The 13,892-nt window shown below is 49.3% G+C and carries 16 protein-coding genes; 9 read left to right on the top strand and 7 right to left on the bottom strand.

Annotated features, from left to right (window positions below):
* Positions 1-230 precede the first annotated feature (230 nt).
* Complete coding sequence (gene greA, locus WFJ73_RS04820; RefSeq protein WP_336771937.1) at positions 231-707, top strand: transcription elongation factor GreA; 477 nt, start codon at positions 231-233, stop codon at positions 705-707.
* Positions 708-744: 37 nt separating this feature from the next.
* On the opposite strand, the gene WFJ73_RS04815 is transcribed toward greA, so the two are convergent.
* Positions 745-1,635, bottom strand: coding sequence for a LysR family transcriptional regulator (locus WFJ73_RS04815; protein WP_336771936.1), 891 nt, complete (start codon positions 1,633-1,635; stop codon positions 745-747).
* A 116-nt stretch (positions 1,636-1,751) separates the two neighbouring features.
* Between WFJ73_RS04815 and WFJ73_RS04810 the strand changes: the two genes are divergently transcribed.
* A complete protein-coding gene (locus WFJ73_RS04810; RefSeq protein WP_336771935.1) occupies positions 1,752-2,849 on the top strand; it encodes a branched-chain amino acid aminotransferase in 1,098 nt (365 codons plus the stop codon).
* Here the strand turns inward: WFJ73_RS04810 and pdaA are convergent.
* A complete protein-coding gene (pdaA, locus tag WFJ73_RS04805; RefSeq protein ID WP_336771934.1) occupies positions 2,846-3,640 on the bottom strand; it encodes a delta-lactam-biosynthetic de-N-acetylase in 795 nt (264 codons plus the stop codon). The two genes, WFJ73_RS04810 and pdaA, sit on opposite strands and share 4 nt — an antisense overlap.
* Positions 3,641-3,776: 136 nt before the next feature.
* On the opposite strand from pdaA, the gene WFJ73_RS04800 reads away from it, so the two are divergent.
* Both WFJ73_RS04800 and WFJ73_RS04795 read left to right on the top strand, forming a co-directional pair.
* Positions 3,777-4,229 (top strand): MarR family winged helix-turn-helix transcriptional regulator, encoded by a 453-nt coding sequence (locus WFJ73_RS04800; RefSeq protein ID WP_336771933.1) that lies wholly within the window; start codon positions 3,777-3,779, stop codon positions 4,227-4,229.
* Between the two features lie 8 nt (positions 4,230-4,237).
* Positions 4,238-5,473, top strand: a complete 1,236-nt coding sequence (locus WFJ73_RS04795) for an MFS transporter (protein ID WP_336771932.1) — start codon at positions 4,238-4,240, stop codon at positions 5,471-5,473.
* Between the two features lie 83 nt (positions 5,474-5,556).
* On the opposite strand, the gene WFJ73_RS04790 is transcribed toward WFJ73_RS04795, so the two are convergent.
* Complete coding sequence (locus WFJ73_RS04790) at positions 5,557-5,877, bottom strand: hypothetical protein (RefSeq protein WP_336771931.1); 321 nt, start codon at positions 5,875-5,877, stop codon at positions 5,557-5,559.
* 178 nt (positions 5,878-6,055) lie between these two features.
* Here WFJ73_RS04790 and WFJ73_RS04785 point away from each other — a divergent pair, with 178 nt between their 5' ends.
* The gene (locus WFJ73_RS04785; protein WP_336771930.1) at positions 6,056-7,159 is read left to right on the top strand and encodes a winged helix DNA-binding domain-containing protein; all 1,104 of its coding nucleotides are present in this window, start codon (positions 6,056-6,058) and stop codon (positions 7,157-7,159) included.
* A 59-nt stretch (positions 7,160-7,218) separates the two neighbouring features.
* On the opposite strand, the gene araA is transcribed toward WFJ73_RS04785, so the two are convergent.
* Both araA and WFJ73_RS04775 read right to left on the bottom strand, forming a co-directional pair.
* Entirely contained in the window at positions 7,219-8,709 is a 1,491-nt protein-coding gene (gene araA / locus WFJ73_RS04780; protein WP_336772131.1) for an L-arabinose isomerase, read from the bottom strand.
* Between the two features lie 148 nt (positions 8,710-8,857).
* Positions 8,858-9,046, bottom strand: coding sequence for a hypothetical protein (locus WFJ73_RS04775; protein WP_336771929.1), 189 nt, complete (start codon positions 9,044-9,046; stop codon positions 8,858-8,860).
* Positions 9,047-9,187: 141 nt separating this feature from the next.
* Here WFJ73_RS04775 and WFJ73_RS04770 point away from each other — a divergent pair, with 141 nt between their 5' ends.
* On the top strand, positions 9,188-9,514 hold the full coding sequence (locus WFJ73_RS04770) for a helix-turn-helix transcriptional regulator (protein WP_127499213.1): 327 nt from the start codon (positions 9,188-9,190) through the stop codon (positions 9,512-9,514).
* Positions 9,515-9,534: 20 nt separating this feature from the next.
* On the opposite strand, the gene WFJ73_RS04765 is transcribed toward WFJ73_RS04770, so the two are convergent.
* A complete protein-coding gene (locus WFJ73_RS04765; protein WP_336771928.1) occupies positions 9,535-10,098 on the bottom strand; it encodes a phosphatase PAP2 family protein in 564 nt (187 codons plus the stop codon).
* Positions 10,099-10,428: 330 nt separating this feature from the next.
* Here WFJ73_RS04765 and WFJ73_RS04760 point away from each other — a divergent pair, with 330 nt between their 5' ends.
* From WFJ73_RS04760 to WFJ73_RS04750, 3 genes are read left to right on the top strand one after another with little or no spacing between them, the layout of a single operon-like run.
* Complete coding sequence (locus tag WFJ73_RS04760; RefSeq protein WP_336771927.1) at positions 10,429-11,295, top strand: class I SAM-dependent methyltransferase; 867 nt, start codon at positions 10,429-10,431, stop codon at positions 11,293-11,295.
* Positions 11,295-12,023, top strand: coding sequence for an RluA family pseudouridine synthase (locus WFJ73_RS04755; RefSeq protein WP_336771926.1), 729 nt, complete (start codon positions 11,295-11,297; stop codon positions 12,021-12,023). Before WFJ73_RS04760 ends, WFJ73_RS04755 begins: the two co-directional genes overlap by 1 nt.
* A gap of 17 nt (positions 12,024-12,040) precedes the next feature.
* Entirely contained in the window at positions 12,041-13,321 is a 1,281-nt protein-coding gene (locus WFJ73_RS04750; RefSeq protein ID WP_336771925.1) for a CapA family protein, read from the top strand.
* 6 nt (positions 13,322-13,327) lie between these two features.
* Here WFJ73_RS04750 and WFJ73_RS04745 read toward each other — a convergent pair whose 3' ends face one another.
* On the bottom strand, positions 13,328-13,732 hold the full coding sequence (locus tag WFJ73_RS04745; protein WP_336771924.1) for a MarR family transcriptional regulator: 405 nt from the start codon (positions 13,730-13,732) through the stop codon (positions 13,328-13,330).
* Positions 13,733-13,892 lie beyond the last annotated feature (160 nt).

Raw genomic sequence — 13,892 nt, 5'->3', positions numbered from 1 at the left:
CCTGTCTGAGGTAGTTGTTCATGTTGATCGGGGTCCGTTCGGAATAATATTCTCGTATTGCCAGCACGACATATCCTACACTATAACTTTGAGTTTTCGATTTCTTTTTAGTTAGAAATATGTTAGTTTTATGTTCCTGCTTGGAGCTTCACCCAAGTTTCTTTTCCCTAATGGATAGTGTAAGATGTAGGAAGCGAATCAACGAAAATCAATGGTAGGAGTTGTCGAGCTTGGCACAAAACGAAATCATTTTAACCCCTGAAGGACTTAAAAAATTGGAGGATGAGCTGGAGGAGCTGAAGACGGTCAAACGCTCCGAGCTGGCGCATCGTCTGAAAGTAGCCATAAGCTATGGAGACCTGAAGGAAAACAGCGAATACCATTCGGCGAAAGACGACCAAGCCTTCATGGAGACCCGCATTGCGCAGCTGGAGAAAATGCTTAAGACGGCCCGGGTATCCAATTCGAAAGACACAACGAAAGTTGGCGTAGGCGCCATTGTCGTTCTGAACGACATTGAAGTCGCCGAGAAAATCGAATACCGCCTCGTCGGACCTGCTGAAGCGGACGTATTCGAAAACAAAATCTCGTACGAGAGCCCGATGGGCCAAGCGCTTATGGGCAAATCCGTTGGAGATACGATCAGCGTGGATGCGCCAATCGGCGTCATCAAATATGAGCTTCTCGAGATCAAAGCGAACGGATAAAGAATAGGATGCAGCATACGATGCTGCATCCTTTTTTTCACTCCTCGAACAAACGGATGAAGTTCCGGGCACTCTTCGACAGGTACCGGTCCTTCAGCCAGATAATGCCGACCTCCGATTGAAAATCCGCATCCGAGATGGTGAGCATTTTAATTGTAGGAAGCGGAAACGAGGCCATAACCGATTTGGGAAATACCGTTGCGCCAATACCGGCTGCCACAAGGGCTACAATGATGGCAACGCTGGAGCATTCGCAGATGACCTTAGGTTCAAAGCCATGCGCCCTCGCTTCAATCATTACGCGATGATGCATCCCGATTGTTTTGTCCGTCTTGAGGGTCAGAAACGGCATGTCCGCAAGCTCGCTCATCAGCATCGTATTTTTATCCGGACCCTTCACCCAGCTGGCAGGAAGAACGGCTACGTAAGGGTCGGACGGTAGCGGCAGAACCGAATAGGGCTGCGTATGCAGCGTCGATTCAAAGGGAAGCCTCGCCACAATCAGCTCGATGTCCCGCTTCTCCAGCAGATTGCCGAGAATGAAGTGATCGCCTTCCCAGATTTTGAACGTGACATTCGGATACAATCTGCGGAATTGCTCAATTGGCTGGGGCAAAAGAGAAACGCAGGACACAACGGAACCGATAGCCAGCATACCGTGCAAGCCGGCGTCGAGTTCCCTAACTTCATGCATGGTTTCGTTAAATTCCTGCAGCAGCTTCTCTGCTTTGTCCCGCAGAAGCTCGCCCGCATGCGTCAGACTAAGCCCCTTCCCGCTCCGGTCGAACAACGTTACGCCTAATTCATCCTCCATCAGCTTCAGTTGACGGCTAAGCGGAGGCTGCTCCATATTAAGCGCTTTCGCTGCCCGGGTAATTTGTCCTTCTTTGGCAATCGCCAAAAAGTACCTTAACTGTCGTATATCCATAGCCAGCCCCCAATATACCTTTTCGGTATGCGTTCGCGATAAAACAGATACTTTAAATATATCGGCTGGCATGGTACGATTCAACTATAACTAGCAACAAGGAGAGATCAAAGACGATGAACAAGGCCATAACCATAGAACTTTCTACTAACAAAAAGCAAAAACCTAAAGCATCCGAGCTTGGATTCGGTAAGTATTACACGGACCATATGTTCATTTTGGACTATGATGCAGCCAAGGGCGGCTGGTATAACCCGCGTATCGTCCCTTATCAGCCGATTTCGCTTGATCCGGCAGCAAAAGTGTTCCATTATGGCCAAACGATCTTTGAAGGCCTTAAAGCTTACCTGACCGGCGATGGCAAAATCCGTATGTTCCGTCCGGAGCAGAACATGGCGCGCCTGAATCGTTCCAACGCGCGTCTCAGCATCCCTGCCGTTGACGAGGAACTGGCACTTGAAGCATTGAAGCAGCTTATTTTGACAGACCGCGACTGGATCCCTTCCGACGCGGAAACTTCCCTGTACGTACGTCCATTCGTTATCGCAACCGAAGCACAACTTGGCGTTAACGCATCGACGCAATACATGTTCATGATCATCATGTCCCCGGTAGGCTCTTACTACGCGGAAGGCATTCATCCGGTTAAAATTCACGTGGAATCGAAGTACGTTCGCGCGGTACGCGGCGGCGTGGGCAACGCGAAGACTGCCGGCAACTACGCGGCAAGCTTGAAAGCGCAAGAAGAAGCGTATGCGCAAGGCGCATCCCAGGTTCTGTGGCTGGACGGGGTTCACCGCAAATATATCGAGGAAGTCGGCAGCATGAACGTCTTCTTCAACATCGACGGCACGATTGTAACCCCTGCCCTGAACGGAAGTATTCTGGACGGTATTACACGCGACTCGATTATCCGTCTCCTCAAACATATGAACGTGCCGGTTGAAGAAAGACAGCTGTCGGTTGACGAAGTGATTACGGCTCATCAGGAAGGCCGTCTTGTCGAAGCGTTTGGTACGGGTACTGCTGCTGTTATTTCTCCAATCGGAGAATTGTCTTGGGAAGGTACGCGTTACGTCATTAACGAAGGAAATACCGGCGAGCTGTCGCAAAAGCTGTACGACACGCTGACCGGTATTCAAAAGGGTACGGTAGAAGATCCGTTCGGCTGGTCCATTGTTCTTGAACCTTCCGAGCATCTTATTTCGAATTAATTGCCATACGTCTTGACAGCCATTTCATCAAGACTTTTAAATTCATAGCCTTGCTTGCGGGCTTCGTCAATAATCGAGCCGAGCGCAGCGGCATTGTCTTTGGATACGGTATGAAGCAGGATTACCGCCCCGGGATGAAGCTGTGCGACGACTTGATTAAAGGCGAAGCCCGCTCCTTTTTGCTGATTGACGTCCCAATCCTTGTAAGCGACGGACCAGAATACGTTCGTGTATCCGGAATCCTTGCTTACCGCGAGAACATTATCGCTAAAGATTCCTCTTGGCGGCCGCAAGTAGGACATGGCTTGCTGACCGGTCAGCGATTGAACCTGCTCCCTTACCTTTTCGAGCTCCGTACGGATCTGGTTCGACGAGATTTGCGTCATATCCGGATGCGTCCAGGAATGATTGCCAACCAGATGTCCCTCATTGACCATTCGTTTTACCAGCTCCGGCTGGTCTTTCACGTAATGCCCCGTTACGAAAAAGATCGCAGGCACTTGTTTCTCCTTGAGCACGTCCAGCACCTTCGAGGTATACCCGTTCTCATACCCGTTATCGAAGGTCATGTACAGCTCCTTCTTGGTTGTATCTCCGAGAAAAATCGCCCCATGCTTCATGACAATGTCCTTGAAGCCCTCTTCATTAATGGACGGCAGCTGTCCGCCTACGCTTTTCTTGAATCCAAAATGAAACGGCCCCTGCTGTGCTTCAGCCGGATGCTGCGCAACCAGCAAGGATAAAACGGCTGCAATCCATAAGGTATGGATCCATGCTGATGTTTTTCTCATTCCTCTTTCTGCTCCTCTAAGTGTAGTCCTTTTATTTTCCCCGTATTCTCCGTTTCCAATCCACTATTTTCGAATTGACAAAATTAGTTGTCAGGCATATAGTTGTTTTAACAACTAATTTGGAGCGTGATTAGCAATGCATCAGAAAGGATTGGATCATTCGATTGGCTTTCTGCTCGGAGCGACCTACCGGAAGCTGACGAATTTTTTTAGCTCACGCATTAAGGAATTTGGCCTGACGCCCGAACAATGGGCGGTTCTCTACCGTGTCCGCGAGGAAGACGGCTTGATTCAGAAGGAAATTGCCGACCGTGCGGGCAAAGACAAGCCTACAACAACCCGAATCCTCGATTCCCTGGAAGCAAAAGGATTCGTTACGAAGCGTGCCAGCGAGCATGACAGACGTTCCTTTCAGGTCTATATTACCGAGCAAGGACGAGCGACGGCGGATGCGATTGAGCCGATTGAATACAGCACGATGGTCGAAATCGCGCAAGTCTTGTCTACGGAAGAATATCAGCAAATGACGAGCCTGCTGAAAAAATTAAATGAGCATGCAAAAGGCTTAATCGATCAAGAAAAGGAGTAATGAGCAACATGAACATACAACCAGATAAACTATGGAGCCGGTCATTCGTAACCTTAACGGTCAGCTATTTGCTGCTGTTCTTGAGCCTGCAGATGCTGCTGTCTCCATTTCCTACTTACGCGAAAGAGCAATTTCATCCGAATAACTTCGCGCTTAGTCTTGTAACAAGCCTATTCGCCTTAGCCGCAATCGTTACGCGGTTTGCCACCGCAGCCTTGCTTCGCAAGGTCCACCGCAACGTTATTTTGTTTGTGGGTCTTGTATTGGCAGCAATAGCAACTGTCCTCTACCCGTTCGCCAACTCGATGACATCGCTTCTTATCCTTCGCGCATTGTTCGGTATCGGCTTCGGGATGACGAGTACCATTATTCCGACACTGGTGTCGCAGATTATTCCGAAGAAAAGAACCGGTGAAGGCATCGGTTACTTCGGATTGTCGACTAGTATCGCTATGTCCCTTGGTCCAATGATTGGTCTATCGGTCATTAAGCAATTTGGATTTACGACCCTTGCGATGATTGGTACGATTGCTCTAGTTCTTATTATTCCATTACTTCTTGTTATGCGCAGCATTCCAAAGCAGCCGGCCAAAGCAGCTCCATCGGCAAACAAGACCGAATCAGGGGAATCGGCTTCCGGCTCTTCAACCGGCCGCATGATGGTGCCTGCCATTCTTAATGTGTTAATGTCCGTTACTTACGGCGGTATCCTTGGATTTATTGCCCTCTATGGCGCACAAAAACATATTGAACAGATTGGCTTGTTCTTCTTATTTATTGTATTTACCGTCTTTATTATCCGTCCGATTTCCGGCAAGCTGTTCGACCGCCGCGGACCGATGCCCATCGTTATTCCTGGCGCGCTTGTTGTCATTGCCAGCTTGATCATCTTGTCCTATGCAGAATCGCTTCCGTTGATTATCGTATCCGCATTGCTGTACGGCTTTGGTTTTGGCGCCATCCAGCCGACAACGCAAGCATGGATGCTGCGCGAGGCAGCTCCGCATCAAGTCAGCTTCGCGAACAGCTTGTATTACAATACGATTGATTTTGGCGTAGCCGTTGGTTCCATGCTGCTGGGTATCGTCGCTTCGGCTTCCAGCTATTCCGTGATGTACCGCTGGGCCGCGGTAGCCATGGTCATCTTTATGCTTGTTTACCTGGTCAGCCTGGTGATTGATAGAAAGAGCCGGAGTGCGGTACCCGCAGCCGCTCGCGAGAAAACGGCAGTAACTTCGAGATAACAATAAAAGCCGGCAAAGAAGTCCGGGTATGCCCTTTGGCTGATGCCCCGCTTCCGTTGCCGGCTTGTTTTTTAATCTGATTTCTATTTGATATATAAATATTTGTCTAGATTAAAGAAGATATAGTAAGGCATTATAAACGGATTTAACAGAAACCTCCAACCCTTGATCGGACATCCGCATCCCAATTTAATGGTCTCATTCTCCTGTATGGTGAACGAATAACGATTGCTCCCGCACCAATCAATCTTCACGTACAATTCATACTCCCCTGGTTCCAGTTCATACCGAATGGTTTCATCGTTAGCGATTTTTTCATACTCGATGCCATTTAAGAAAACTTTGAAATTCCTCAGCCAATTCGAATACTGGTTCGCCCTCTTTAACTCAAGAATCGATGACACCTCACGCCTCCTATCATACATTTTTTTCTAATTTAAAATAATTCTATATGTTTGGATGTATCTCCTTTTGTTCTTTTTATCCCTTACTAGACTTGTAACTTTCGCCAAATAGAGCTACTCTAATTGGAAATTGATACTAAATTGGTAACCGATTCTGAATAAAAAGGCGCTGGTAACGATGACTCGCGAAGCAAGGCCAATAAGTTCACTGGAACTAAACAGGGCTACTTTAGCAAGACAAATGCTGCTCACACGTTCGAACACGCCGGTTCTCCATGCCTTAGAGTGGTTTATCGGCTTGCAGGCTCAAGCTCCACAAGCACCTTATTACTCGCTTTGGACAAGGCTTGAGGCGTTTGAACCAACCGAGTTGTCCTCAATCATATTGGACCGTCAGGCGGTAAGGATTGCTTTGATGCGCTCCACTCTTCATCTGGTATCTGCTAACGACTGTTTGCTTCTCAGACCTTGGATCCAGCCAGCTCAAGAGCGCGCGCTCAAGGGCAGCTTTGGCAAACGGCTTGTCACAGTTGATTTGAACGTGCTTGCAGCGGAAGGAAGAAAACTTGTAGAGGAGAAGCCTCTCACCTTCAGCGAGATCGGCAAGCTGCTAGCCCCGTATTGGCCGGACGCCGATCCGGAGGCACTTGCAGCAGCTGTACGTACATATGTCCCTCTCGTTCAAGTTCCGCCACGCGGATTGTGGGGAGAAAGCGGTCAGGCCATTCATACTTCTGCTGAAGCTTGGATGGAGCAGCCTATGCTTGAACAGCCGGACGTCGAACAGCTTGTACGGCGATATCTGAGTGCTTACGGCCCTGCATCCGTAAAGGATATGCAAGCTTGGTCCGGGCTTACTCGACTTAAGGATTATTTCGAGAAGCTTAGACCGGGTCTTGTTATTTTCCGAGATGAACTACGAAATGAGTTATTTGATCTGCCCGATGCTCCTCGGCCCGCCTCCGGCGTCATTCCTCCGGTACGCTTCCTCGGAGAATTTGACCCCATGCTGTTTGGTATTGCCGACCGCTCTCGCGTCATGGATCGCATGTATAGCAAACGAATCTTCACTGCTAACGGGATCCTCCGCTCTACGATTCTTTTGAATGGTTATATTGAAGGGTTATGGTCCATTAAGCGCGACTCCGGGCTAGCCGTACTCCATATCGATCCATTCCGCCCTCTCACGAAAGAGGAACAGCTAGATCTCATTCAAGAGGGCCAAAAGCTGTTGGAGTTCGCTGCACCGGGTGTTGATCATGAAATCCGTTTTATAAAATAAATAAAAGGGCCATCCCCTTGTCAATGACAAGGGGAATGGCCCTTTTTGCCTGCCTCGGATTAACGGCGGCCGTAGCTTTGTTCGTTCCAGCGCAGCTCTTGGCGGAACTGGCGGATTGTTGTGTTGTTGTCGATAACGACAACCTCGATGCCGAGCATGTCTGCCCAGTCAACAAGCTGATCCGTCGTTACTACATACGACAGCACCGTATGATGCGCGCCGCCTGCATAGATCCATGCTTCAGCCGAATCGCGAAGGGATGGACGCGGCTTCCACAACACGCGGGCAACCGGAAGCTTAGGCATTTCTTCCTCTACCTTCACCGCGTCTACTTCGTTGATGATAAGGCGGAAACGGTTGCCAAGGTCGACCAGAGATGCGTTAACGGCTTCGCCTGCTTTACCGTCAAAGATGATACGCGCCGGATCGGCTTTGCCGCCGATTCCGAGCGGATGAACTTCAATGCGAGGCTTGCTCTCCGCAATAGTTGGACATACCTCAAGCATATGAGCGCCAAGAATCATCTCGTTGCCATTTTCCAGATGGTAAGTATAGTCCTCCATGAACGATGTGCCAACATTGCCGGCCATCAGCTTCATAATGCGGGTAAGCGCTGCAGTCTTCCAGTCGCCTTCGCCGCCGAAGCCATAACCTTGCTCCATCAGGCGTTGTACAGCCAGACCCGGAAGCTGCTTCATGCCATGCAGATCTTCGAAGGTTGTTGTGAATGCCGTATAACCGCCAGCTTGCAGGAAACGCTTCATGCCAAGTTCGATTTTTGCCTGCTCTTCGATAGCTGCCCAAGAAGCGGCATTGTCGCGGACGCTGCTTGCAATCTCATAACGCTCGGTGTACTCGTTCAGCAGCGCTTGTACCTCTGCATCGCTCACTTCGTTCATGCTGGCAACCAGATCGCCGATGCCGTATCCGTCAATCTGCCATCCAAGCTGGATTTGCGCTTCGACTTTATCGCCTTCGGTAACGGCTACTTGACGCATATTATCGCCGAATCTTGCGATCTTCAGGTTCTTGCTCTCCATGGACGCTGCAGCAGAATTCATCCATGCGCCGATGCGGGATTGAACCACGCCATCCTGCCAATGTCCGGTAACCACTTTGCGGTCAAGACCAAGACGGGCAAAAATATGACCAAACTCGCGGTCGCCGTGAGCCGACTGGTTCGTATTCATAAAGTCCATGTCAATGGAATCCCAAGGAATATCGCGGTTATATTGCGTATGCAGATGAAGGAGCGGCTTGCGGAGCTCGGAAAGTCCTCTGATCCACATTTTCGCCGGCGAGAAGGTATGCATCCAGGCAACAACGCCCGCGCAATTTGGATCCGCTTTCGCTTCAATGCAAACTTTGTAAATTTCCTCCGGAGTAGTCACTACCGGTTTGTATACAATCTCAAATGGAAGGTTAGAAGATTCGTTTAATCCCGCAGTAATGCTTTGCGAATGCACGGCAACCTCTTCCAAAGTCTCTGGACCGTACAAATGCTGACTGCCTGTTACAAACCAAAATTGATAAGGTTTAATGGATAACACCATAATTCCTCCTAGCTGAGAATGAATTTGTACGTACATGATCTGGGAACAAAATAAAAACAGAGGATGAGTTGTACGTACAACTTATCCTCTATACTACTCCGAACATGGCCGGATTTCAATATGCATTTTGATAATTTTTTTGCGTTTATAACTTGTCCATACGGTAAGTGTACCCGCAAAACTTACATTTAAATACTACTCCGTCTTCCCCGACGATATAAGTCATGCGGTCATCGTCTTCCAGCTCGATAAATTCTCTCCCTGTTTCGTCGCGGTCTCCCGTTGCAAACAGCCCTGTTTTATTGCCGCATTCGCATTCAAAGGTCAGAACCATACTTTCCATTCCCCTTTCCTAAACTTTTCTATTATATTAGTAACTTTCTCATATAAAGCTTGACAATGATACGATTTGTATCATAAATTACTATTAGTGAGTGTAACATATGGCTTGATTGATTACCAATGTGAGGAGCGAATGACCTTGACGATGGGAGATCGCCTAAAGGAGCTGCGCCGAGAGCGAAGCTTATCGCAAGAAATAGTTGCACAATCCATCGGAATTACGCGATCCGCTTACAGCCACTACGAGATCAACAACCGGCAGCCCGTGTACGAGACTCTAATTAAGCTAGCGTCCTTTTTCGAAGTCACTACGGATTTTATTATCGATGGTGATACACGCGGTACAGAGCCTCAAGTTGCAGCAGATGCGGCTGAGATCATCCGTCTGCTCAATAACATGGACGAAGACAAACGCAAGGAATCCATCGACAAAATGTTGGATGCTATTCGAGAGTCTTAATTAGCCGCTGTCCACTTTGACTAGCGGCTACTAAGCCTCTTCCCCCTAACAAGCACCATTACGAGGCATACGATTGCGAATCCGGCTGCGTAACCGCCAATGATGTCCGTTGCATAATGCACGCTGAAATATAAACGCGATGCCCCCATTAATATAATCAATAAAATAGCGATTATAGCCGTCATCCACTTCACCTTACGGTTTATACCGCTATCCGTTATAACCCAGGCCGCTGCCAGACTGTACATCACGATAGCCAGCATGGCATTGCCGCTCGGAAAGCTCGATCCGTCAGCATCGATTCCCCACGCCATTGCCGGTCTAGCCCGGTCAAAGCCTGATTTCACGAGCGTGTTCACCACATAGGCTCCCGCTACCCCCGCAATGAGCAGAACCGCGCTTTTCCACCCCTGCTTCCAGGCAAACCATACCGCAAGCAAAAGCGTAATTGCGATAATGCCTACCGTTGACCCCAAACCCGTCATTGCCTTGAACAAATCGGTTAAGGTAACGTTATGTATGCTTGCAAACCAATCCGCAACCGATTCATCCAGCCGCGAGACATTACGGCGCGAAGCCAGCATCGCATCTGCGATAAAGATAATTAAGCTAACCGTTAAACCGATTAACCACCCTTTTTTTCGAATAATAAGTCCCTCCTAAAAAGAATTGTCACGCGCTTTTTGTGGCAATTCTTGCTTCGTAAGCGTTAACCTAAAGAATTGTCACGCGTTTTTTGTGGCGATTCTTGCTTCGTAAGCATCAGCCTGAAAAGAATTGTCACACGCCTATTGCAGCGATTCTTGCTTCGTAAGCATCAACCTAATTGCTTCATCTGGTGCGCTTCGTTATAATAGTCGAAGACTTCATTATAATACAACGAAAATTATACACCAAGGAAGGATCACAATAACATGTACGTAGCAGATAAATGGGTTGATTACGAGGTAATTGATACTGGGGCAGGAGACAAGCTTGAACGCTGGGGCCAATACATTCTCCGCCGTCCGGATCCTCAGATCATTTGGCCAATCGCAGATGAATCCGGCGCCTGGAAAAAGGCGGACGGACATTATCACCGCAGCTCCTCCGGAGGCGGTCAATGGCAGTTCAAATCCAGCCTGCCCGAGCGCTGGACCATCGCTTACGGCGAGCTCAAGTTCCACATTAAGCCAACCAACTTCAAGCATACCGGCCTGTTCCCCGAGCAAGCGGTCAACTGGAGCTGGATGATGGACAAAATCCGTTCCGCAGACCGTCCAATCCGCGTGCTGAACCTGTTCGCATATTCAGGCGGAGCTACGGTTGCTGCAGCGGCAGCCGGCGCGGAAGTCGTGCACGTGGACGCTTCCAAAGGCATGGTGCAATGGGCTAAAGAAAATGCCCAGCTGTCAGGCCTTGAAAACGCCCCAATCCGGTATATTACGGATGATGTATTCAAATTCGTGCAGCGCGAGCAGCGCCGCGGCCGCCAATACGATGCGATCATCATGGATCCACCGTCTTATGGACGCGGACCTAACGGCGAAACCTGGAAGCTGGAAGAGAACCTCTATCCGTTCTTGGAATTCTGCACGACCATCCTTTCGGATAACCCGCTGTTCCTGCTGATCAACTCTTATACGACCGGCTTGTCTCCGACCGTGCTTCACAATTTGCTGCATACGACGATGAAGGGCAAATTCGGCGGCATGATCAACTGTGGCGAAATCGGCTTGCCGATCACGCAGTCCGGCCTGCATTTGCCTTGCGGCATTCTTGGACGCTGGGAGTCGGAATAATGGCTGCAGGAAACAACGCACCTCAAATACCGGTATTGTATGAAGACAACCATATCATTGCTGTAGTCAAGCTCCCCGGTATCCCGTCCCAAGAGGACGAGACCGGGGACCCTGACATGCTGACGCTAATTAAACAGGATCTGAAAATCCGTCATAACAAGCCGGGGAATGTATTCCTCGGCCTTATTCACAGACTGGACCGGCCGGTTGGCGGAGCGATGCTGTTTGCAAAAACCTCCAAAGCGGCATCCCGCTTGTCCGAAGCCGTCAGAAGCCGCACATTCGGCAAAACGTATGTCTGCGTTGTTCACGGCAAACCGGCTAAGCAGCAGGACCGTCTTCGCCATTACATACGCAAAGACGCCAAACGCAATCAAGTAACCGTATTCAAAGAACCGGCAGCCGAAGCAAAGGAAGCCATTCTGGAATACAAGGTATGCGCACAGACCGGAGGTTACTCCCTGATCGCCGTAAAGCTGCATACCGGCAGATCGCATCAAATTCGGGCGCAAATGGCTTATATCGGCTGTCCGCTTGTCGCAGATCGTAAATACGGCGCTCCGGTCACGGCGTCCGTAACCGATATCGCCCTATGGTCTACTTCGGTTGAAGCGCCTCATCCGGTTACGAAAGAGCTTCAATGCTTCCGATCCGTTCCGTACGGTTCTCCCGCCTGGTCCTGGTGGACAAGCGATCAGCTCGAGGAAGCATCCAGCATGTATCTTTAAGGAGGGATCCGCCCTTCATGCGCAGAATGCGAAGCAAGAAGCGCTTGACCATTCATTTCTTTCTCCTGCTGCTCTCGGCAGCAGGAATCTTGATTATCGTTACCGCAACTCTAAAGCAGGACTCCGTCAAACCGACTATCGTCTCAAACAGTCCTGAACCTTCCGCAGAGCCCACAGCCACTCCGGACCCTACGGTTGTACCAACCGCGACGCCGGTGCCGACGCCAACGCCGGTGCCAACCCCGGAATACGCGGAAGCTACATGGATGGCCGTAGGCGACATAATGATGCATAAACCGGAGCTTCCTGGCGCGTATGACAGCAAAACAAAGAAATACAACTTCAATTATTTCTTCGACGAAGTCAAGCCGATTCTCAAACAAGGCGACTGGGTAATGGCGAATCTGGAGACACCGGTTGCCGGCCCCGCATACGGTTATACGGGTTATCCAAGCTTTAATGCTCCGGTGGAGCTGCTCGACGCGCTGCAGTATGCCGGATTCAACATCTTGACCAATGCCAATAATCATTCGCTTGATAAAGGCGATAAAGCACTAATGCTCACCTTGCAGCATCTTAAAGAATATCCTTTTGTTATCAAAGGTACGGCGGAATCCCAGGAAGAAGCGGATATGCCCGTCATTGTCGAGCATAACGGCATCAAGATGGGGCTGCTCGCTTACACCTACGGAACAAACGGAATCCCGCTTCCGAAGGGCAAACCGTACGCCGTCTCCTTAATCGATGAGCAGAAGATGATAAGCGATATTCATCACTTGAAAGAGCTTGGCGCGGATTTCGTAACGATAGCTTTGCACTTCGGCATCGAATATCAGACAACGCCTAACGATGAGCAGAAGCAGCTGGCCCGCAAGCTGGTTGCCGAAGGAGCTGATATAATTGCCGGCTCCCATCCCCATGTGATACAGCCGTACGAGGTACTTGATACGACCGACGCGAGCGGACATGAAAGACACGGACTTATTATTTATTCTATGGGCAATTTCATCTCCGCACAGCGCGGCGACACTAAGGATTATGGCGTAATTTATAAAGTAACCGTACGAAAAAACAAATCCGACGGCTCAATCGAGCTATCGGATATCGAAGCAATTCCTACATGGGTACACCGTTACTTGTCTGGCAGCTATTATAAATACCGCATCCTACCGGTTGAGCAGACGATTACAGCCGCCAGCGACAGCTTGCTTACGGAGAACGACTACAGCTCCATGAAGCAAACGCTTAAGGTTCTTCGCAATCGTCTGCGCGCTATGTTAAACCCGAATTCACAGTAAAGCTAATCAAGCATTTGCAACCTTGCCGAGCAGATACACTAGAAGCTGCTGGTTATGGGAAGAAATACGGTCCAGCGAATCTCCGATAAGTTTGGAGCGGACTTCCGCTCCGCGCTGGGCCTCGCTTTTTCCTTTCTCCGATACGGAAACCCACACAATTCTGCGGTCTTGATTATCTCTTGTACGTACAATTAACTCGTTGCGCTCCATTCTGTCGAGCAAAGTTGTAATGGCAGCAGGAGTTGTTGCAAGATACTGCAGCAGTTCAGAAGGCTTCATCGGCTCATGTCGGAGCAAAATATCAAGTACATTCAATTGGCCTTCCGTCAGAGGCGCAAGCCCATCTTCCAAACTATCCTTCCAATCTCTTGTCATCTTCATCCATAGACGAGTAAATTCTTCTGAAACCATATCAGCACCCGCTTCCTGTCCAAATTTCTCATTTATACCAATTATAACATTCGCTAATGTCGAATAAAAGGTTAACCCGATTAATAATTTGAGTCATTAATCGCGATAAAGTCGAACATTCTGACAACAGTAGACATACAATGGGCATAGGCATCTGACC

This window comes from Paenibacillus sp. MMO-58, assembly GCF_037146255.1.
In the GTDB taxonomy this organism is placed as follows: domain Bacteria; phylum Bacillota; class Bacilli; order Paenibacillales; family Paenibacillaceae; genus Pristimantibacillus.
The sequence above is the reverse complement of the archived record's forward strand: the minus strand, read 5'-3'. Positions and strand labels throughout refer to the sequence as shown.